The organism is Cupriavidus sp. FW306-01-F10A (genome assembly GCF_058782785.1).
Genome location: NZ_JBYSYA010000035.1, coordinates 1 through 21,406, shown reverse-complemented (window position 1 = coordinate 21,406; position 21,406 = coordinate 1). Strand labels below are relative to the sequence as shown.

12 protein-coding genes, 6 tRNA genes and 1 other RNA gene are annotated in these 21,406 nt (G+C 67.8%); 12 read left to right on the top strand and 7 right to left on the bottom strand.

Translation table 11 applies throughout. The features are described 5' to 3' along the window. Nucleotides 1–171 precede the first annotated feature (171 nt). The 7 genes from gltX (at nt 172) to AC3WLF_RS29425 (ending at nt 2,798) form a co-directional block, all read left to right on the top strand. Nucleotides 172–1,572 carry a glutamate--tRNA ligase gene (gene gltX, locus AC3WLF_RS29455; RefSeq protein WP_492320619.1) on the top strand — a complete coding sequence of 467 codons (1,401 nt, stop codon included), beginning with the start codon at nt 172–174 and terminating at the stop codon, nt 1,570–1,572. Between the two features lie 273 nt (nt 1,573–1,845). After that, nucleotides 1,846–1,921, top strand: a tRNA-Ala gene (locus tag AC3WLF_RS29450). A 66-nt stretch (nt 1,922–1,987) separates the two neighbouring features. Then, nucleotides 1,988–2,063 (top strand) — tRNA-Glu (locus AC3WLF_RS29445). Nucleotides 2,064–2,126: 63 nt separating this feature from the next. After that, nucleotides 2,127–2,203 (top strand) — tRNA-Asp (locus AC3WLF_RS29440). 198 nt (nt 2,204–2,401) lie between these two features. Next, nucleotides 2,402–2,477: transfer RNA gene (locus AC3WLF_RS29435), tRNA-Ala, on the top strand. Between the two features lie 105 nt (nt 2,478–2,582). Continuing rightward, nucleotides 2,583–2,658 (top strand) — tRNA-Glu (locus AC3WLF_RS29430). 63 nt (nt 2,659–2,721) lie between these two features. After that, nucleotides 2,722–2,798 (top strand) — tRNA-Asp (locus AC3WLF_RS29425). An 86-nt stretch (nt 2,799–2,884) separates the two neighbouring features. Here AC3WLF_RS29425 and AC3WLF_RS29420 read toward each other — a convergent pair. The 6 genes from AC3WLF_RS29420 to trxA all read right to left on the bottom strand — a co-directional run bounded on the left by AC3WLF_RS29420 (nt 2,885) and on the right by trxA (nt 9,592). Next, nucleotides 2,885–4,237 (bottom strand): MATE family efflux transporter, encoded by a 1,353-nt coding sequence (locus tag AC3WLF_RS29420; protein ID WP_492351913.1) that lies wholly within the window; start codon nt 4,235–4,237, stop codon nt 2,885–2,887. Between the two features lie 112 nt (nt 4,238–4,349). Next, nucleotides 4,350–6,137, bottom strand: coding sequence for an ArnT family glycosyltransferase (locus AC3WLF_RS29415; protein ID WP_011615638.1), 1,788 nt, complete (start codon nt 6,135–6,137; stop codon nt 4,350–4,352). 246 nt (nt 6,138–6,383) lie between these two features. Then, nucleotides 6,384–6,644 carry a type B 50S ribosomal protein L31 gene (locus tag AC3WLF_RS29410; protein WP_010814268.1) on the bottom strand — a complete coding sequence of 87 codons (261 nt, stop codon included), beginning with the start codon at nt 6,642–6,644 and terminating at the stop codon, nt 6,384–6,386. Nucleotides 6,645–6,845: 201 nt separating this feature from the next. Beyond that, nucleotides 6,846–7,697 (bottom strand): M90 family metallopeptidase, encoded by an 852-nt coding sequence (locus AC3WLF_RS29405; RefSeq protein WP_492359210.1) that lies wholly within the window; start codon nt 7,695–7,697, stop codon nt 6,846–6,848. A 126-nt stretch (nt 7,698–7,823) separates the two neighbouring features. Continuing rightward, nucleotides 7,824–9,086: a transcription termination factor Rho gene (rho, locus tag AC3WLF_RS29400; protein WP_010814266.1), complete on the bottom strand. Its 1,263-nt coding sequence runs from the start codon at nt 9,084–9,086 to the stop codon at nt 7,824–7,826. A 179-nt stretch (nt 9,087–9,265) separates the two neighbouring features. Next, nucleotides 9,266–9,592, bottom strand: a complete 327-nt coding sequence (gene trxA, locus AC3WLF_RS29395; protein WP_010814265.1) for a thioredoxin TrxA — start codon at nt 9,590–9,592, stop codon at nt 9,266–9,268. Nucleotides 9,593–10,035: 443 nt separating this feature from the next. Here trxA and AC3WLF_RS29390 point away from each other — a divergent pair, with 443 nt between their 5' ends. The 3 genes from AC3WLF_RS29390 (at nt 10,036) to AC3WLF_RS29380 (ending at nt 16,925) form a co-directional block, all read left to right on the top strand. After that, nucleotides 10,036–10,314, top strand: a complete 279-nt coding sequence (locus AC3WLF_RS29390; protein WP_010814264.1) for a hypothetical protein — start codon at nt 10,036–10,038, stop codon at nt 10,312–10,314. 138 nt (nt 10,315–10,452) lie between these two features. Then, nucleotides 10,453–13,320: a PD-(D/E)XK nuclease family protein gene (locus AC3WLF_RS29385; protein ID WP_492351911.1), complete on the top strand. Its 2,868-nt coding sequence runs from the start codon at nt 10,453–10,455 to the stop codon at nt 13,318–13,320. Beyond that, a complete protein-coding gene (locus AC3WLF_RS29380) occupies nt 13,317–16,925 on the top strand; it encodes a UvrD-helicase domain-containing protein (protein ID WP_492359209.1) in 3,609 nt (1,202 codons plus the stop codon). The genes AC3WLF_RS29385 and AC3WLF_RS29380 overlap by 4 nt, the downstream gene beginning before the upstream one ends. Before the next feature lie 160 nt (nt 16,926–17,085). Here the strand turns inward: AC3WLF_RS29380 and ffs are convergent. Next, nucleotides 17,086–17,184: signal recognition particle sRNA small type (gene ffs / locus AC3WLF_RS29375), an RNA gene on the bottom strand. Between the two features lie 167 nt (nt 17,185–17,351). Here ffs and AC3WLF_RS29370 point away from each other — a divergent pair. Next, a complete protein-coding gene (locus tag AC3WLF_RS29370) occupies nt 17,352–19,835 on the top strand; it encodes an adenosylcobalamin-dependent ribonucleoside-diphosphate reductase (protein ID WP_492359208.1) in 2,484 nt (827 codons plus the stop codon). A gap of 120 nt (nt 19,836–19,955) precedes the next feature. After that, nucleotides 19,956–21,406 (top strand): DNA polymerase III subunit gamma/tau (locus AC3WLF_RS29365; RefSeq protein ID WP_492359207.1); only part of this gene is annotated, 1,451 nt, incomplete at its 3' end.

Here is a 21,406-nt window from a genome sequence, read left to right as displayed (position 1 = left end):
CGCATAGCCTGAATCAGCGGCATCACCTCAGACCGGCGCAAGCATAAATGATTCCGCGCGGCGCCGGCACGCCGGGCGGGGCGAGGGATGCGCGTTGGTATAATGCAAGGCCTGCACATACACCAGCCTGCGCGCCGCTGCGCGCGGGCTTTCTTGTTTCTGCCCCTGACCATGACCCAACGCGTCCGCACCCGCTTTGCGCCGAGCCCGACCGGTTTTATCCACCTCGGCAATATCCGCTCCGCGCTCTATCCCTGGGCCTTCGCCCGCCGCATGAAGGGCGACTTCATCCTGCGCATCGAAGACACCGACGTCGAGCGTTCGTCGCAGGAAGCGGTCGACGTGATCCTCGAGAGCATGGCCTGGCTGGAGATGGATATCGACGAAGGCCCGTTCTACCAGATGCAGCGCATGGACCGCTATCGCGAAGTGGTCGCGCAGATGGTCGAATCCGGCCTGGCCTACCGCTGCTACATGAGCACCGAAGAGCTGGATGCCCTGCGCGAAGCCCAGCGCGAGCGCGGCGAGAAGCCGCGCTACAACGGCTTCTGGCGTCCCGAGCCGGGCAAGGTTCTGCCCGAGCCGCCGGCAGGGGTCGATCCGGTGATCCGCTTCAAGAATCCGATCGGCGGCAGCGTGGTGTGGGATGACGCGGTCAAGGGCCGCATCGAGATCTCCAACGACGAGCTCGACGACCTGGTGATCGCGCGCCCGGACGGCACCCCCACCTACAACTTCTGCGTGGTGGTGGACGACCTCGACATGAAGATCACCCACGTGATCCGCGGCGACGACCACGTCAACAACACCCCGCGCCAGATCAACATCATCCGCGCGCTGGGCGGCACGCCGCCGGTCTACGCCCACCTGCCGACCGTGCTTAACGAGCAGGGCGAGAAGATGAGCAAGCGCCATGGCGCGATGGCCGTGACCGGCTACCGCGACGAGGGCTATCTGCCCGAAGCCGTGCTGAACTACCTGGCGCGCCTGGGCTGGGCCCACGGCGACGCCGAGATCTTCTCGCGCGAGCAGTTCGTTGAATGGTTCGACCTGGAGCACCTGGGTAAGTCGCCCGCCCAGTACAACCCCGAGAAGCTGGCCTGGCTGAACAACCACTACATCAAGGTCGGCGACAACCAGCGCCTGGCCACGCTGACGCAGCCGTTTATCGAGGCGCTCGGCGGCAAGGTGGAAGGGGCGGACCTGGCCGGCGTGGTGGCGCTGGTGAAGGACCGCGCCAATACGCTGAAGGAGGTCGCGCAGGCGGCGCTGCTGTTCTATCGCGGCGAGCCGCAGGCGGAAGCCGCGCTCAAGGCCGAGCACCTGACCCCGGAAATCCAGCCCGCGCTGGCGGTGCTGGCCGCCCAGCTGGCCGCGCTGCCGGAATGGAAGCGCGAAGCCATCAGCGCCACCTTCAAGGCCGTGCTCGCCGAGTTCGGCCTGAAGATGCCCAAGCTGGCCATGCCGGTGCGCCTGCTGGTGGCCGGCCAGCTGCAGACGCCGGGCATCGATGCGGTGCTGGAACTGTTCGGCCGCGACACGGTGCTGCGCCGCCTGGCGGCAGCTGCATAAAAAGTCGTAAAAAGTCCGCGCCGGGGGCTTGCGCTCCGGGCCGGACTTGCGCATAATCTCTTTCTCCCTGCAGCGCGGTCCCTGACCAAGCTGGCTGGTGGATCCGCAAGGATCTTCGCAATCTCCGAACTGATTTTTGAAGTGACGGGAAAGCGAAAAAAGCTGAAACGGGAGCTTGCAAAGATTAATGGTTGATATATAATCTTGGCTTCGCCTGAAACGGTAGTTAATTCAGGCGAAAGCGCAGCAAGTTGCAGTAAATGGCAGTACCATGGGGCTATAGCTCAGCTGGGAGAGCGCTTGCATGGCATGCAAGAGGTCAGCGGTTCGATCCCGCTTAGCTCCACCAAGATTTAGGTGTCATCCAGGTTGTTTGGGGTGGCGCCAGACGGAACGTGTTGAAAGACAAGTTTCTGTCCCCTTCGTCTAGAGGCCTAGGACATCACCCTTTCACGGTGAGTACAGGGGTTCGAATCCCCTAGGGGACGCCATAACAACAGGGCGTAATCAGACGCCCAGTCGACTGAAGCGAAGCTTCGGAAGACGCCGACTAAGGAGTGGTAGTTCAGTCGGTTAGAATACCGGCCTGTCACGCCGGGGGTCGCGGGTTCGAGTCCCGTCCACTCCGCCAAAACTGAACCCGCATGGTTTGCACCATGCGGGTTTTTCTTTGGGTGAGGGATTATGTCGTTAATCGCTGCAAACGCAATAAAAAATGTTGCATTCGTTGCGAAATTCGCTATATAATCCTGTCTTCGCTGCAAATGCTGCGGTAAGCGGCAGGCAGCGAAGGTGGTTCCAGCAGTAACCGTCCAGCCGTACCGGATACGGGGCTATAGCTCAGCTGGGAGAGCGCTTGCATGGCATGCAAGAGGTCAGCGGTTCGATCCCGCTTAGCTCCACCAGAATTTGGGAAGCGTCTGAAAAGAAGCTTCCCAGGCGCGAAAAAGCCTGCTATGATGGCGGACTTTCCAGCGCAAGACAGAAAACGCGTTGTAAAACAAGTTTCTGTCCCCTTCGTCTAGAGGCCTAGGACATCACCCTTTCACGGTGAGTACAGGGGTTCGAATCCCCTAGGGGACGCCATAACAACAGGGCGTAATCAGACGCCCAGTCGACTGAAGCGAAGCTTCGGAAGACGCCGACTAAGGAGTGGTAGTTCAGTCGGTTAGAATACCGGCCTGTCACGCCGGGGGTCGCGGGTTCGAGTCCCGTCCACTCCGCCAAATTAGAACGCCCGCGCAAGCGGGCGTTTTTCTTTTCCGGCTGCTGAAATCGCGGCCGCCGCCCTTGCGGGCGGCCAGTGCCAGAGTCAGTTTTCCGGATCCTTGCTGACCCGGCTGAAATACCGCACCAGCAGCACGCCTGCAATCGCCAGGCTGATGCTGTTGGCCAGCCAGAAGCCGCTGGCGCCGCGCGTGAAGGCCGGCATGCCCTCGATCAGCCCGAAGCCCAGCACATAACCCCCGCCCAGTCCGATGCCCCACAGCGAGCCGGCGTAGATCAGCGTCGGAATCAGCGCGATCTTGTACGCGCGCAGGATAAACGCCGTCATCACCTGCACCGCGTCGAAGGCCTGGTAGAACGCCACGAACAGCACCAGCGGCAGCGCTGCCGCGACCACCGCGGGATCGCTCGCGTAGGCATGCAGCACCGGCTTGCGCAGCAGCCACAGCAGGGCACCGGTCAGCACCGCCAGCGTCACCGCCATGCGGATGCCGCGCCAGGCAAGGCGGCTGGCGCCGGCCAGGTCGCGCGCGCCGAGATGCTGTGCCACCAGCGTCGAGGTGGCAATCCCCAGCGACAGCGGCAGCATGTAGGCCACCGCGCCCAGGTTGGCGATGATCTGGTGCCCGGCCAGCGTGACCGTGCCCAGGCGCGTGATGAAGATCGACATCAGCGTGAACGAGGTGATCTCGATCAGGTAGGTCAGGCCCATCGGCAGGCCCAGCCGCAGCAGCGCGCGCAGCGGGGCGGCAGCCGGCCAGCTCCACATACTGAAGATCCGCAGCGGGTGATAGGCGCTGCCATAGCGCAGGATCAGCAGCCCGGCGATGCACCAGGCCCAGCTGATCAGCGTTGAGGCCAGGCCGCAGCCGGGGCCGCCCATGGCCGGCACGCCCAGGCCGCCGTGGATGAACCAGGCATTGAGCGGCACCTTCAGCGCCAGCCCGCCGATCTGCAGCACCGTCACCATGATCGGGCGCGACAGCGCATTGTTCAGCGCCGAGTAGATGCGGAAACCCAGCGCCGCCGGCAGCCCGAAGGCTCCGAAGTGCAGGTAGGCAGTGGCCTTCTCGACCAGTTCGGGCGGCGCCTTGGCGAAAGCGAGCAGCGGGGCCGGGAAGGCCAGCAGCAGCACGCCCGGAATCGCCAGCGCGGCGCCCAGCCATGCGGCCTGCCGGACCTCGGCGCCGATCGCTTCGATGCGGCCGGCGCCATAGAGCTGGCCGGCGATGGGCGACAGCGCCTGCAATACGCCCATCAGGCTGATATAGATGGTGACATAGATCGAGCCGCCCAAGCCCACGGCGGCCAGGTCGGTCGCCGAGGCGCGCCCGGCCATTGCGGTATCGATGACGCCAAAGGCAATAACGGCAAGCTGGCCGGCCAGCACTGGGCCGGCCAGGCTGGCAATACGGCGAAGGTCTTGGAACAGGGTCATTCAGGGCTCGGCAGGCTTGGTCAGGGCTGGATGGTCAGCCCCGCAGCCGCCTGCGGCCGGAATGGTTCGATGGTGCGACAGGCGCTGCGGTGGTAGTGACGCCGGAAAGGGCTCAGGGCTGGCGCGGCAGGCGGCGCCGCGGCAGGTCGGGGCGCGGATGGACGGCGCGCGCGGTATCGACCAGCCGGTACATGCGGAAGCGCTCGTCGCGGTCCGCGGGGCGGCGGCCTTCCCAGATCAGCCGCCACTCGAAATGCGAGATATTGCCCGGCTCGCCATAGTCGACCGCGTCATGGCGCAGCAGCACGTCGCAGCCGTCGTTGGGGCCGCCAAAGCGGATATGGCCGAAATAGGCAAACGACGCCAGCTGCGCATCGCCCATGCGGATCGGCTGGACGCACTGGTAGGCAGGCGGCAGCGCCATCGCCGCAGCCTGGGCCACGTCGCGGTAGGTCTTGCCGTAGTTGATCGAGGGCAGCCACAGCGTCATGGCCATGACCCACATCAGGGTGGTGCCGGCGGCGGAAATCACCACCGGGCGCCAGATCTGCTTGGGCGCGCGCGACAGCCGCCAGCGCACGATCAGCACCCACGCGACCGTGGCCGCCAGCGCGAACACCACCGCGGCGATGGTGAACTCATGCTGGTAGCCGGGCAGCTGGCGGAAGACGTTGCGTGCGATGCGCGGCGGCCAGCCGGTGGTCTTGGCGATCCACATGAACCAGACCGTGCCGCCGAAGATGGTGAAGAACAGCAGCGCGAACCAGTCGATCGCGTTGATCACGCCGCGCGCCAGCGTGGGCAGCGCGAATGCGGCCAGCACGGCCATCGGCGGCAGCAGCAGGATGAACTGCACGTCGCCGGCACTGCGCTGCAGGAACAGCAGCACCAGCACCGGCAGCAGCAGCGCCAGCGGCGCCGCCACATGGGGGGCGCGGCGCATGCCGGTCCATGCGATCCAGGCCCAGCCCGCGATCGGCCAGACCGGCCACGTGTACAGGAACAGGTTGCGCACGTTGAAGCCGAAGGTCGCCACATTGGGCGAGCCGTAGCTGCGGCGGTCATAGCGCGACCATTCGCGGATGAAGGTCACCGCCTCGTCGCGGTCGGCCGCGCCGAAGTAGGCGGCCGCCAGCCACGCCGACACCATCAGCAGCGCCAGCGGAATGCCGATGGCGGCCAGGCGCCGCCACGGCAGCGGCTTGCACACCAGTGCGCAGACCGCGCTGCCTCCCAGCAGCGCCAGCGGCAGCAGGGGCCCGCTGGCCAGCGCCAGCCCGCCCAGCGCGGCACCATAGACCAGGCTGCCCTGGATGGGCTTGTCGAGGCTGCGCACCATGCCGTACAGGGCCAGTGCGATAAAGGCGACCTGGCCGACCTGCGGCGTGGTCTCGTGCCCGCGCATGGCCAGGCCCACGCAGGCCAGGAAGATCAGCAGCGCGCCGTCGGCCAGCGTGCGGCCGTAATCGCGCGCGTTGGGCTGGCCGCCGAAGGCGTAGGCAAATGGCTGGACCTCGTCGCGCCGGCCCAGCAGGTAGGTGGTGTACCAGATGCAGGCGCAGGTCGCGAAGAAGAACAGCGCCGTGGCCAGCCGCGCGGCGTCGGCCGCGCCCAGCCAGCTGCCGAAGCCGCGGATCATCAGCGCGCCGATCCAGAACACCAGCGGGCCGTCCTCGCTGTACGGGCGGCCGACGATATTCGGCATCAGCCAGTCGTGCAGGTTGCCGGTGGCCAGCTGCCACATCACGCCAAAGCCGGCGGCGTCCTCGTTCTTCCACGGGTCGCGGCCGAACAGGCCGACCAGGCCATAGATGATGCAGATCGCCAGCAGCAGCGCGCGCGGCAGGGCGCCGGTCGCGGCAGCGGTCAGCTGGACGGGGGAGGTATTGGCTTGACGCATCGATGCTCAGGTCGGGCCGTGGCGCAATGGCGCGAAGGCCACAGTATCGCGCATGCGGCGGCCGCGCGGGCCGTGGCATGGCGTGGAAGCCTCACGGGGTGTGGGGTAAATCCAATGAATGCGGCGGTACCGGTCGTGGTCCGGCATAAAAGCAAAGAGGCAGCCGATGCTGCCTCTTTGCTGTTTCGCACAGGCCCCGGAGCATCTGTCCGCAGGCCTTGCGAAGCGGGGTTCGCTGAAAGCGATTTACTTCGCAGCCTTGCCCAGCTTGTTGCCGAACTTCTGGCGGAACTTTTCCACGCGGCCGGCCGTGTCCATGATCTTCTGGGTGCCGGTGTAGAACGGGTGCGATTCCGACGAGACTTCGATCTTGGCCAGCGGGTATTCCTTGCCGTCCTTCACGATCTTGTCCTTGGTCTGGATGGTCGAGCGGGTGATGAAGCTGAAGTCGCTGGACATGTCCTGGAACACGACTTCGCGGTAATTCGGGTGAATGCCTTCTTTCATGATGAGTCCTTTCTGGTTGGGTAGCCAGTCCGTTGCAATCCGCTGTTCTCCGCCGAGGGCGAGAGCGTGCATGGCGCGGCGACGAACGAACCACTTGCCGGTAACGGGCAAACCGGGATTATGGCAGAAAAACAAATACTTGGGGAAGAGGCAGCGCCACGCGCGGCACAGAAAGAGTGGCGCAGGAATATGGCAAAAGCATCACATGGAGGCCGGGTCCTGGCGATAGAAGACGGCCAGCGACTGGTATACAACCGGCCAGTGCCGCGCCAGCCCGGTCGGCTCGACAAAAAATGCCTCTGACGTCACGGCAAAGAACTCGCTCGGCGCCTCGGTCCCGTATGGGTCGATGATGCGCAGTGCCGGCGGCAGCCGCTCCGGGTGCTCCCAGTCGGCCTCGTCGCGTGCCTCCCAGGCCTCGGCAAAGCGGTCGTACTCGGTCAGGAAGGTCTCGGCCCAGGCTTCCGCGTCGATGTCCGGGTGCAGCACGCGCGAGAAGGGCGGCACGCCGTCGGGCTCGCCGTCGAGCATGTCCAGCTTGTGGGCGAACTCGTGGATGACCACGTTGTAGGTATCGGCCGGCAGTTCGTGGTCGCTGTCGATGCCGGCCCCGGGGGTGTGCACGTCGGGCCAGGACAGGATCACCGGCCCGTGCTCCCAGGCCTCGCCGCTGGCTTCCTCGACCACGCCGTGCACCAGGCCGATCTCGTCCTGCACGGTCCGGCGGATGATGAACTCGCCCGGGTAGAGCACGATGCCGTGCCAGCCCCGGTACCAAGGCAGCCCCAGCTTCAGGATCGGCACGCAGGCCTGCACGGCAACGCTGGCCACCATGTCGTCGGCCAGCGGCAGGTCGTGCGCGGTGGAGTATTCCTTGTCAGCGATGAACAGCGTGGCCAGCTCGCGCAGCGCCGCGAGGTCTTCGCTGCCGTAGCGTTGCACGAACGGCAGCGTGGCGACCGTGCGCGCCCACAGCGCATCGGGGATGGCGTAGTGCTCCAGCTTGCGGGCCCGCGAGCGGGTGCGCAGGAATGAGGTCAGTTTGCCGAGCATGGGCGTAGCGCGGTGCGCTGTGAAATGGTCCGGCAACAAAAAAGGTCGGGCAACAAAAAAAGGCGTGCCGTGGCACGCCTTCCTGTCCGCCTTGCGGCGATGCTGCGTTGACGCTGCAGCGAGGGCTCAGCCGCCTCTGCGCATCATATCGAAAAACTCGGCGTTGTTCTTCGTGGCCTTCATCTTGTCCATGATGAATTCCATCGCCTGCACTTCATCCATGTCGGAGATGAACTTGCGCAGGATCCAGATCTTCTGCAGGATTTCCGGCTTGATCAGCAGCTCTTCGCGGCGCGTGCCCGACTTGTTCAGGTTGATCGACGGGTAGACGCGCTTCTCGGCCAGGCGGCGTTCCAGGTGCACTTCCATGTTGCCGGTGCCCTTGAACTCTTCATAGATCACGTCGTCCATGCGGCTGCCGGTTTCGATCAGCGCGGTGGCGATGATGGTCAGCGAACCGCCTTCTTCCAGGTTGCGCGCGGCACCGAAGAAGCGCTTCGGGCGCTGCAGCGCGTTGGCGTCCACGCCACCGGTCAGCACCTTGCCCGAGGCCGGCACCACGGTGTTGTAGGCACGCGCCAGGCGGGTGATCGAGTCCAGCAGGATCACCACGTCGCGCTTCAGTTCGACCAGGCGCTTGGCCTTCTCGATCACCATTTCGGCAACCTGGACGTGGCGGATGGCCGGTTCGTCGAAGGTCGACGCAACCACTTCGCCGCGCACCGATCGCATCATCTCGGTCACTTCTTCCGGGCGTTCGTCGATCAGCAGCACGAACAGGTCCGCTTCCGGATGGTTGTTGGCAATCGCGTGGGCGATGTGCTGCAGCATCACGGTCTTGCCGGACTTGGGCGATGCCACCAGCAGCGCACGCTGGCCGCGGCCGATCGGCGCGATCATGTCGATGATGCGGCCGGTGATGTTCTCTTCAGCCTTGATATCGCGTTCGAGCGTGAGCGGCCGGTTCGGGTGCAGCGGCGTCAGGTTCTCGAACATGATGCGGTTCTTGACCGCTTCGGGCGGCTGCCCGTTGACCTTGTCCACCTTGACCAGTGCAAAGTAGCGTTCGCCGTCCTTGGGCGTACGCACTTCACCCTCGATCGAATCGCCGGTGTGCAGGTTGAAGCGGCGGATCTGGGACGGACTGATGTAGATGTCGTCCGTGCTGGCCAGATACGAGGTTTCGGGCGAGCGCAGGAAGCCGAAGCCGTCGGGCAGCACCTCCAGCGTGCCGTCTCCAAAGATGGTTTCGCCCATCTTGGCGCGCTTCTTCAGGATCGCAAACATCAGTTCCTGTTTGCGCATCCGTTGTGCGTTGTCGATCTCGAGCGTAGCCGCCATTTCGAGAAGCGCAGACACGTGAAGCGATTTGAGTTCTGTCAGGTGCATAGACGAGGGGTACAGATGGGCCCGGACGGGCGAGACCTAAAGGGAAGGGGGGAAATGAGCGAACGCTCGGGGAGTTGTTGGTGGCATCTTAGCACAATCCGACCGGCGCGCCAGGATGTGGCGCACGCACGTCGGACCGTGACAAAACCGGGACCGTGGGTCAGGTCCCGGCGCGCAGCTTACAGGTTGCCGTCGAGGAAGGCGGTCAGTTGCGACTTGGACAGCGCGCCGACCTTCTGGGCCGCGACTGCGCCGTTCTTGAACAGGATCAGCGTCGGGATGCCGCGGATGCCGAACTTGGCCGGCACCTGCTGGTTTTCATCGACGTTGATCTTGGCGATCTGCAGCTTGTCGCCGTAGTCCTTGGCGACTTCGTCCAGGATCGGCGCGATCATCTTGCAGGGGCCGCACCATTCCGCCCAGAAGTCGAGCAGGACGGGTTTGTCGGACTGGAGGACGTCAGCATCGAAGGAGGCGTCGCTCACATACTTGATTTGTTCGCTCATGGCGGAAAACCTCTGGTTTCGCTCTGTTTATGTTGAAGGCTGGAGACTTCGGAGGGCCGAACCGTTACCTTACACGAGATTGCGCGGACCCGTCGGGCTGCCTCCTCAGCCCGCAAACAGGCTGTGGGGGCCGCTGCCGCGCCCGGTGCTGCCGATATGTTACCAGTTTGCCGATTTTCAAGACCGGCCTGGCAAACACTCGAAAGCGCGCCGGCACGGAAATGATTCTGCTGCAAGCGGGGGATTCATTGAAATGCTTATTTTCTATGGCGCCGAGAGATTCGGGTAATCGCTTGCGGCGTGCGGGAGGGTGTGTCATAGAATGCACTTGTGCGCGCCGCGCGGTGCCGATTGCGTGTGGCGTGCGCGTAGAATAGAAAGCGGTTCGCGGGCGGCGCCAGCGGACCAATCTTGCATCCTGCGCCACTGACTAGGTCATCGACATGAACACCGATCCCCGCAAGCCTTCGCAGCCCGAGCCCGAGCCCGGCCAGGCGCCGGACGTGGACCACCTGAGCGATGCGCTGGACCATATCAGCAGCGCCGTGGAGACCAACAGCATCGCCAGCGGTGCCGCACGCGGCCTGGTCTACAGCATCATCGAGACCCTCGGTACCCTGGTGGGCGACCCGGACCTGCCCGAGCATGCGCGCTCCGGCTATGAGGGCCTGCTCGAGACCGCGCGCGAGATCCGCGCCCGGCTGGAAGGCGGTTCGGACTGAGCCGTTCCGCCTGCCCCTGCATCACACTTGCCGCCAGCCGCCCAGGCCGGCGGCGCCCGTATTGTTTCCGTTGCATCCTGACGCTTTCGCCGACCGACGCAGTTCGCGCAGCCATTCCGGGCTGCGCCCCACGCGCCCATGACGTCGCTACGTTTCCGCCCTGGCCCTGATTTCCTCGACCAGGCCGCCACCGCTGCCTGGTATTTCCTCGACCGCTGCGGCGCGCCGGAGGCGGGCGCGCACGTGGTCGTGCCCACCGCGGCGCAGATCCCGGGCGTGCGCCAGGCACTGGACGCCGCCGCGCGCGCGGCAGGCAGCCCGCGGCTGCTGCCGCGCGTGCTGACGCTGGGCCACTGGCTGCTCGACCTGCCGCCCGAGGGCGCCCCGGTGCGCAGCCCGGCCGCACGCCTGCTGGCCGTGCAGCAGGCGGTGCGCGGGCAGGACTGGCTGCGCCGCGCCTTCGGCGCCCAGAACGAGACCGCCGCCTGGGGCCTGTCGCAGACGCTGCTGTCGATCTGCGACGAGCTCAACGCGCGCTGGCTCGAAGACGCCGCCATCCGCGACGATGACGAGATCGACGGCGACGATCGCGCCGGCCTGCTGCAGGGCGCGCTGGAACGGACCTATTCGCATCTGTCCGAGCGCTTCCTCGGCGAAGAGGCGCGCATCGTGCTGGCATTCTGGCAGGCGCTGTCCGGCCCGGACGATCCGCTGCCGGCGCGGCGCCGCGCCTTGCGCGAGCTGTCGCAGCAGCTGCGCGGCCCGGTGATCTGGATTGCCCCGACCCCGCCCACGCCGCTTGAAGCCGCGTTCCTGCGCGATGCCGCCGAGCTGGTGCCGGTGCTGCAGGTCGGCTATGACTGGACCGGGCAGGGCGAGAGCGATGCCGACTGGTACCAGACGCTGCTGGCGCTGTGGCCGGAAGCAAGGATCGCCGACGATGCCGAAGCCGTCGCCCCCGCGCCGGCCATGCCTGCGCTGCCGCCGCAGCGTTCGTCGATCCGCGTGATCGGCAGCGCGCGCTTCGAGGACGAAGCCGCCGCGGCAGCCGCGCAACTGGTGCAGTGGCTCAATGAAGGCCGCCGCCAGGTGGCGCTGGTCGCGCACGACCGCGTGGTGGCGCGGCGCGCCCGCGCCTTGCTGGCGCGCGCCGGGGCACCGGTGCGCGACGAGACCGGCTGGAAGCTTTCCACCACGCGCGCGGCCGCCGCGCTGATGCGCTGGTTCGACCTGCTGGTGCGCGACGGCGACACCGCCGCGCTGCTGGACCTGCTCAAGAGCCCGTTCTGCCTGCCGGAGGTTGCCGGGCGCGGCGCGGCCATCGCGCTGCTTGAGCGCCAGGTGCGGCGCGAAGGCATTACCGGCGGCTGGGCGCGCCTGCGCCAGCTGTTCGGGAGCGCACCGACTGCCGCGCAGCAAGCTGCCGCGGAAGACGAGGATGCCGCCGAAGCGCCGCGCCGCGCCGCGCACGCGCTCGTCGCCGTGCTCGCCGACGAGGCGGCGCGCTGGCCGCGCGGGCTCGCGCAGCATCCGCTGGCAACCTGGCTGGAACGGCTCGACGGCATGCTCGACGGCCTCGGCATGCGCGCGGCGCTGGCCGCGGACGATGCCGGCAGCCAGCTGCTCGATGCGCTGGCGCGGCTGCAGGAGTTGCCGCTGGACGAGACTGGCGGCCATGCCACGCTGTCGCAGGGCGAGTTCCGCGCGATGCTGTCGGCGCTGCTGGAATCGGTCGCCTACAAGGAGCCCTCGGCCAGCGGCCCGGCGCGCATCACCATCCTGCCCCTGAACGGCGCGCGCATGCGCCGCTTCGAGGGCGTGGTGATCGTCGGCTGCGATGACGCGCAACTGCCGTCCAGCGCCGCCGAGCTGATGTTCTTTTCCAACCAGATGCGGCGCGAGCTGGACCTGGAAGACCGCGAGGCCCGCTTTGCCCAGCAGGCGCGCGACCTGGCCGAGGTGCTGCTGAACAACGACGACGTGGTGCTGACCTGGCAACGCTACGGCAGCCGCGGCGAGCCGCATCATGTGTCGGGCTGGATCGAGCGCCTGGCGGCGTGCTGCGCGCGCGCGGGCGTCAGCATCGAAGCCGCCGCCGCAGCACAGGCGCACGAGACCTTTGCCGATCCGCAGGGCATGCCGGCGCCGGCGGCGGAGCCCGCGCTGGTGCCGGTGCGCTGGAGCGCGCAGGCCTACAACATGCTGCGCCGCTGCCCCTACCAGTTCTTCGCCGGCCGCATGCTGGGCCTGGCCGGGCTGGAGACAGTCAGCGACGAGCTGGAGAAACGCGAGATCGGCGAACACCTGCACCACGTGCTGCTGCGCTACCACAAGGACCTGCAGGCGCGCCGCGAGCGTGGCGAGACGCTGGCGGAAGACCAGCGCCTGGCCCGCCTGGCCGAGATTTCCGAAGACGTGTTCGGCGCGCTGATGGCCGAGGACGGCAATGCCATTGCCTACTACCGGCGCTGGCGCGAGGTGATGCCGTCGTATGTCGCCTGGCAATCCGCGCGCGAGGCCGAGGGCTGGTTCTGGCGCGGCGGCGAGCTCGACGCCGGCATCGACCTGCCGATGCCCGACGGCCAGCCGCTGCGCCTGACCGGGCGCATCGACCGGCTTGACCAGGGCCCGGGCGGGGCGCATGCCGTGCTCGACTACAAGACGCAGAGCGCCACCCGCCTCAAGCGCAAGCTGGCCGAGGTCGAGGAAGACTGCCAGCTGCCGTTCTACGGCCTGCTGCGCGCCGATGCGGCAGCCGGCAGCTGGGTATCGCTCGAAGGCGCGCGCGAGGGCGCAGCGGCGGCGCAGCGCGAAGTCGGCCTGCCCGATTTTGAAGCCGCCGTCATCTGGCTGGAACGGCAGATGCGCGACGACGTCATGCGCCTGCGCCAGGGCGCCAGGCTGCCGGCCTTCGGCGATGCCTCCGCCTGCCTGTATTGCACCGCCCGCGGCCTGTGCCGCAAGGGCTTCTGGGAATCCACCGCCGTGCCGGCGCTGACATCATGACGCCCCACGATCCGCACCACGTCCAGCCTTACCAGCGCGACGGCGAACCCGTTTCCGAGACCGAGTTCACGCGCGCCGCCTGCGATCCCGCGCGCTCGGTGGTGGTTGAGGCCTGTGCCGGCAGCGGCAAGACCTGGCTGCTGGTGGCGCGGCTGGTGCGCTTGCTGCTGGCCGGCGCCGCGCCGCACGAGATCCTGGCCATCACCTTCACGCGCAAGGCCGCCGAAGAAATGCGCGACCGCCTGCTTGAGGTGCTGGCACAGCTGTCGCGCGACAGCGACGACGACGTGATCGCCGCTCTGGTGCAGCGCGGCCTGACGCCCGACGCCGCGCGCGAGACGCTGCCGCGTGCGCGGCGCCTGCATGCGCAGGTGCTGGCCGCGCCCGGGCGCATGGCCATCGATACCTTCCACGGCTGGTTCGGCACGCTGCTGCGCGGCGCGCCGCTGGCCTCGGGCATCGTGCCGGGCGCGGCGCTGCGCGAAGATGCGCTACGCATGAAACGCGAAGCCTGGGCCCCGGTCTGGCGCGCGCTGGCCACGGAGCAATACACCGACTTGCGCGCCGCGTGGGAAACGCTGGTCGATACCGTGGGCGACTTCCAGGCACGCGCGCTGCTGGACGCGATGTTCCATGCCCGCAGCGAATGGTGGGCGATGCAGGAGAGCGGCGACCCGCTGCAGGCGCTGTCCGACTGCCTGGGCGAAGACGCCCGGGGCGACGTGCTGCTGCAGGCGCTGGCCGACGAAGGCTGGCGCGATGCCTGCGAGTCGCTGGCGCTGCGCCTGGGCGCGGCCGGCAAGACCGAGCAGACCCACGCCGGCCGCATCACCGATGCGCTGATGGCGATCACCGCGTGGCGCGAAGCGGGCGCGGTGCCCGGCAAGCCCGCCGAACGGGCGTTCGCGCAGTTGCGCGCCGCGTTCTTCACCACCACCGGCGGCCCGCGTTCGCTGCGGCGCACCGCGGCGCTGGTCAAGGCCGCCGGCGGCGAAGGCATGGTCGATGCGTTGCTGGACGAGCATGCATCGATCTGCGCCATGCTTGACGACATCAGCGCGCGTTGTTGCGAAGCCGCGGTGCTGGCGATCAACCGCGCGCTGTTCTGCATCGGCGATGCCTTGCTGACGCGCTACCAGCGGCACAAGGACGAGCAGCGCGCGATGGACTTCGCCGACCTGGAATGGCAGGCCGCGCGCCTGATGTCGGACGAAGAGACCGCCACCTACCTGCAGGTGCGGCTCGACGCGCGTTACCGCCATCTGCTGCTCGACGAGTTCCAGGACACCAACCCGCTGCAGTGGCGCATCCTGCAGGGCTGGCTGGCCGGCTATGCGGGCCTGGGCGAGCGGCCGACGGTGTTCCTGGTGGGCGATCCCAAGCAGTCGATCTACCGTTTCCGGCGCGCCGATGCACGGCTGTTCGGCGCGGCCGGCGAGATGCTGCGCGATGCGTTCGGCGCCACCGTGCTGCGCACCAACCGAACCCGGCGCAACCGTGCCGAAGTGCTGGACTGGGTCAACGCCGTGTTCGACAGCGCGCGCGCCGAGGGCCGCTATCCGCTGTACGCGACCCAGACCACGGCACTGGCCGGAGGCAACGGGCCGGTCTGGCTGCTGCCGCTGGTGGAGCCCGAGGACAAGGCCGAAGACGCCGTTGACGATGGTGCAGAGGACAAGGGCGCCGAAGCCGCCTCCGCCCATCGCGACACGCTGCTGCAGCCACGCCGGCAGGCCGGCGATTCGTTGCGGCTGGAAGAGGGCCGGCGCGTGGCCGCGTGGCTGCGCCTGGTGCGCGACACCGTGCCGGTCCATGAGGGCGGCGAACAGCGCCCCGCGCGCTGGAGCGACATGCATCTGCTGGTGCGCCGCAAGACCCATCTGGCTGACTATGAGCGCGCGCTGCGCGAGGCCGGCATTCCGTGCCTGAGCCCGCGCCGCGGCGGCCTGCTGGCCACGCTCGAGGCGCTGGACCTGTCGGCGTTGCTGGCGTTCCTGATGACGCCGGAATCGGACCTGGATCTCGCGCACGTGCTGAAGAGCCCGCTGGTGGGCGCGACTGACGACGACCTGCTGGCGCTGGCCCGGATCGAATGCGAGGGCGGCTGGTGGGCACGCATCGAGTCAGGCGGCCTGCCCGAACACGTATCCGATGCGCTGCGCGAAGGCGTGCAGCGCTTGCGCCAGTGGCTGCGCGTCGCGCCGCACCGGCCGGTGCATGACCTGATCGACCAGATCTTCCACGGCGGCGAAGTGCGGCGCCGTTATGCCGAGGCCGCGCCGCCGGATATCCGCGAACAGGTGCTGGCCAACCTCGATGCCTTCCTGAAGCTGTCGCTGGACCTCGACGGCGGGCGCTATCCGAGCCTGCCGAAATTTATCGACGAGCTGCAGGAAATCCGCCGCGGCGACGAGGGCGAAAGCCCCGATGAAGGCGGCATGGGCGAGAGCGCCGAAGACGTGGAGCCGGCCGAGGACGATCCGGCGTTTGCCGGCCTCGACGCGGTCCATATCCTGACCGTGCATGCAGCCAAGGGCCTGGAGGCGCCGTTCGTGGTGCTGCTCGATGCCAATCACAGCGAGCCGGCCGCGGACCGGGGCGGCATCCTGGTCGACTGGCCGCCGTCGTCGCCGGTGCCTCGGCATTTCTCGGCCTACGGCAAGCGCAGCGAGCGCGGGCTGGCGCGGGCGCCGTTGTTCGAGTCAGAGGCGGCGCTGGGCGAGCGCGAGAACTGGAACCTGCTGTACGTGGCCATGACGCGCGCGCAGCAGGGCCTGCTGGTCAGCGGGGTCAAGGGCCGGGCCAGCCGCAGCGGTTCGGGCGAGGGCAATGCCGAGATCGCCGGCAGCTGGTATGTGCGGCTGCAGGCCGCGGGCGTCGGCGAGATGGTGCCGGCCTATCCGGGCGAGCTGGCCGATGCGCAGGACCAGGCCCCGATGCCCGCGCGCCTGAGCGAGCCGGTGCGCTTTACCGACTTCCGGCTGCGCTATCGCGATGCAGTGGATGCGCGGCAGGGGACCGCGCTTGAAGAAGAGGGCGAGGCCGAAGCCGAAGACGAGTCCGACGGCATCGTCTTCAACGCCGCGGCCGCCCGCCACGGCGAGCTGGTGCATGCTTTGCTGGAGCGCCTGACGCGCTATCCCGAAGCCTTTGCCGACGTGCCGGGGATCGACACCGCATTGCGCTGGTTCCCGCTGACGGGCGCGCACACCGGGGCGGCACGGCAGGCGTGGCGGCAACAGGTGGCGCAAGCGCTGGAGGCGGTGGCTGCGATGCTGCGCGCGCCGGCGCTGGCGCCGTTGCTGGGGGCGGGGGACGCCCGCAGCGCGCGCAATGAAGTCGAACTCTATGACGCGCGCGGCCGGCTGCTGCGCATCGACCGGCTGGTGGAATTCGACGACCGCGTGGTGATCGTCGACTACAAGCTGCGGCTCCTGCCGCAGGAGCATGCCGCCTACCGCGCGCAGCTGGGCCGCTATGTGGCCGCGCTTGCGCCGATGTTCCCGGGCAAGCGTATCGAGGCCGGCGTGGCCACCGCGGACGGCGAATGGATTCCCGCCGAGCGAATGGCGCCGCCGATGCCGCAGCAGGGCTCGCTGTTCTGACGGCTGGCGTGGCACCCGGACAGGGTGCCAGAATCGGCGCAAAATGGGGTGTGCAGCGCGCGCGCTCGCGGCCCGGCTGTACTAAAGTGACAGGGACTGCGCTGCGAACGACTCGTGCGTGCGGATACAGCGGGAGGGGTACGGCAGGAGGGGGTGTGAGGTGGACGAGCCTGACCCTCGGCACTGGCGGAAAACGGCTGTGGCTGCTTCGTTCCCGACCTGACCAGGTTGACCGCGCCACCATGCGAGGAGGCCCGTCCGAGCGGCATTGTACCCCAGACCGCGATATCGCGGAGAAATTGCGTTGAATGCCCTTTGCAGTGGTGGGTCATTGCCCGCGGCAAATGCGTCGGCTTGATCTGGCGCAGGTAACGCGGGCCGCGGCGGCCCGACCATTCACCGACCCAGACCGTGGTGAGCCAATACATGAACGCAAACGACCAGATCATTCGCGGCGCCCTGGCGCCGCAGGAAATCTCCTCCGAAGTCCTGATCGAGAAGTACGCCAAGGGCGAAGAGCGCAGCATTGCCGATGTCAGGCAACGCGTGGCGTGCGCGCTGGCGCAGGCCGAACCCGAGGACCAGCGCGAGGCCTGGAGCGCGCGCTTCCTGTGGGCGCAGGAAAACGGCTTCGTGCCGGCCGGACGCATCAACTCGGCGGCGGGCACCGGCATCCAGGCCACGCTGATCAACTGCTTCGTGCAGCCGGTGGGCGATTCGGTGTCGGAGCCGCGCGAGGGCCGCCCAAGCATCTATACGGCGGTGGCGCAGGCCGCCGAAACCATGCGCCGCGGCGGCGGCGTGGGCTATGACTTCTCGGCGATCCGACCGGCCGGCGCGCTGGTGCGGGCCACGCATTCGCGCGCCTCGGGGCCGGTGTCGTTCATGAAAGTGTTTGACGCATCGTGCGCCACCGTGGAATCCGCCGGCGCCCGCCGCGGCGCGCAGATGGGCGTGCTGCGCTGCGACCATCCCGATATCGAGAGCTTTATCCACGCCAAGGACAAGGGCGACCTCAGCAACTTCAATATCTCCATCGGCGTCACTGACGCCTTCATGCAGGCCGTGCAGGCAGACGGCGAGGTCGAACTGGTGCATGAGGCCGAGCCGGGCGCCGATATGATCGCCGCAGGAGCTTATCGCCGCGACGACGGCCAGTGGGTGTACCGGCGCGTGCCGGCGCGCAACCTGTGGGACCAGGTCATGCAGGCCACCTACGACCATGCCGAGCCGGGCATCCTGTTCCTGTCGCAGATCAATGCCGACAACAACCTTTATTACTGCGAGCGCATCGAGGCCACCAACCCGTGCGCCGAGCAGCCGCTGCCATCCTATGGCTGCTGCTGCCTGGGCTCGATCAATCTGACGCGCTTCGTGCGCCAGCCGTTCTCGCCGCAGGCCGAATTCGATTTCGATGCCTTTGCCGAAGTGGTGCGTGTGGCCACGCGCATGCTCGACAACGTGCTCGACGTGACCTTCTGGCCGTTGCCCGAACAACAGGCCGAGGCCCACGCCAAGCGCCGCGTCGGGCTGGGCTTCCTGGGGCTGGGCAGCGCGCTGGTGATGCTGGGCCTGCGCTATGACACCGAGCCGGCGCGGCAGCTGGCGGCGCGGATCTCGGAGCGCATGCGCGATGATGCCTACCTGGCGTCGACCGAACTGGCGGTGGAGAAGGGTGCCTTCCCCCTGTTCGATGCCAACGCCTACCTGCAGAGCGGGTTTGCCGGCCGGCTGCCTGAACGCTTGCGCGATGCCATTGCGCGCAACGGGCTGCGCAATTCGCACCTGCTGTCGATCGCACCCACCGGCACCATCACGCTGGCCTTTGCCGACAATGCCTCTAACGGCATCGAGCCGGCTTTCTCGTGGACCTACAACCGCAAGAAGCGGATGCCGGACAACAGCTACCGCAGCTTCGAAGTGGCGGACCATGCCTGGCGGCTTTACCGTCACATGGGGGCCGACATGGCCCAGTTGCCGGATGCCTTCGTCACCGCGCTGCAGATGTCGGCGCTGGATCATATGCGGATGCTGGAAGCGGTGCAGCCGTATATCGACACCAGCATCAGCAAGACCGTCAACGTGCCGGAGGATTATCCGTACGAAGCTTTCCGCAACCTGTACCTGGAGGCGTGGAAGGCCGGCCTGAAGGGGCTGGCGACCTATCGTCCCAATTCGGTGCTGGGGGCCGTGCTGTCAGTAGAGGCGCCGGCGGCGGCACCCGCTGCCATGGCCGACGACAATCCGCTGGTGCGCCCCTTCGGCAGCCGGCCGGTGGGCGACCTGGAGGGCGTGACGTCCAAGGTCGAATACCTGACGTACGAGGGCCACAAGACCGTCTACCTGACCGTCAACTTCATGCGCGTCGCCGGCGTTGCCGACGGCAAGCCGGTGGAGATCGAGCGCCCGGTGGAGTTCTTCATGCCGGCGGGGCAGCGCAGCGAGGGTCAGCAGTGGATTACCTCGACCATGCGGCTGCTGTCGATGGTGGCGCGCTCGGGCGGCTCGGTGGCCAAGGCACTGGCGGACATGCGCAACGTGGTGTGGGACAAGGGCACGGTGCGCTACGGCACGCTGGTGCGCCAGGACGGTACCGAGGTGCCGCGCTTCCATGACTCCGAAGTGGCCGCGCTCAGCTACGCGCTGCAGCGCATCCTGATCAAGCGCGGCTTCCTGGATGCCGACGGCGGCCAGGTGCCGGTAGCCGCGCTGGCGGCCAGGCTGGCCCAGCGCGAGGGCGGGGGGCAGGCGCCGGATGCCGGGGCGGATCTCGCCAGCCCGGTCCGAGTCCCCGGCACCCCCGGTGTCGGCACCGGCAAGCCGTGCCCGGAGTGTGGCGCGCACGCCCTGCACAAGGTCGACGGATGCGCCAAATGCGCCAATTGCGGCTACGTGGGCGAGTGCGGCTGAGCCCCGCCGCGGGCGGGTTGCGGCCACCGGAGCCAGCCCGCGCGGCGCGTGGCGAATAAAGACCGCGAGGTCGGGGCGGCGGCGGCCGGAGGGGGGCCGCATTTTGCTACAATCGCCGCCATGAGTTATCAAGTTCTAGCGCGCAAATGGCGCCCCAGGGATTTCACCACGCTGGTCGGCCAGGAGCACGTGGTCCGCGCGCTCACGCACGCGCTGGAACAGCAGCGGCTGCACCATGCCTACCTGTTCACCGGCACGCGCGGGGTCGGCAAGACCACGCTGTCGCGGATCCTGGCCAAGGCCCTGAACTGCACCGGCCCTGACGGCAACGGCGGCATCACCGCCCAGCCGTGCGGGCAGTGCAAGGCCTGCCAGGAGATCGACAGCGGCCGCTTCGTCGACTACATCGAGATGGACGCCGCGTCCAACCGCGGCGTCGACGAGATGGCGCAGCTGCTGGACAAGGCGGTCTACGCCCCGACCTCCGGGCGCTTCAAGGTCTACATGATCGACGAAGTGCACATGCTCACCAACCACGCCTTCAACGCCATGTTGAAGACGCTGGAAGAGCCGCCCGGGCACGTCAAGTTCATCCTCGCCACCACCGATCCGCAGAAGATCCCGGTCACGGTGCTGTCGCGCTGCCTGCAGTTCAACCTCAAGCAGATGCCGCCGGGGCATATCGTCTCGCACCTGGACCATATCCTGGCGCAGGAAGGCATCGGCCACGACGGCAATGCGCTGCGGCTGCTGGCGCAGGCCGCGCACGGCTCGATGCGCGATGCGCTGTCGCTGACCGACCAGGCCATCGCCTACAGCGCGGGCCAGGTCTCGGAAGACGCGGTGCGCGGCATGCTGGGCGCGATCGACCAGGGCTACCTGGTGCAGCTGCTCGATGCGCTGGCCGCCGAAGACGGCGCCGCCATGCTGGCGATTGCCGATGCCATGGCCGACCGCAGCCTGTCGTTTGCCGGCGCGCTGCAGGACCTGGGCTCGCTGCTGCACAAGGTGGCTCTGGCGCAGGCCGTGCCGGCCTCGGTGCAGGACGAATGGCCCGAAGCCGATGAGGTGCGGCGCCTGGCTGGCGTGTTCGACGCGCAGGAAGTGCAGCTGTTCTACCAGATCGCCAACCTCGGCCGCAGCGAGCTGGCGCTCGCGCCGGACGAGTACGCCGGCTTCACCATGACGCTGCTGCGCATGCTGGCGTTCCGGCCGTCGTCTGAACCCACTACGACGCAAGGGCAGGGCGGTGGTGCCGCGCCTGCGCGCCAGCGTGGTGCCGAAGCCGCGCAAACCGTTGATACCCGCCATGCGACGGCTGTGGCCAATGCCGCCGAACAGGCCAAGGCCGGTGCTGCGGCGGCACCGGTCCCTGCCCCTATGCCCGCACGGGCGGTCCAGCCCGCGGTAGTGGCCGAACTCGCTGCCGCACCTGCCGCTGTCCCTGCATCCCCTGAAGCTGCGCCGGCACGGCCGGCCGCTGGCGCCGGCAACGGGGCCATGTCGCCCGCCGCCGCCGCGCTGGCGGCCGCCCGCCAGGCTTCCGCTGCCCGTGGTGGCGGCCGCAAGGC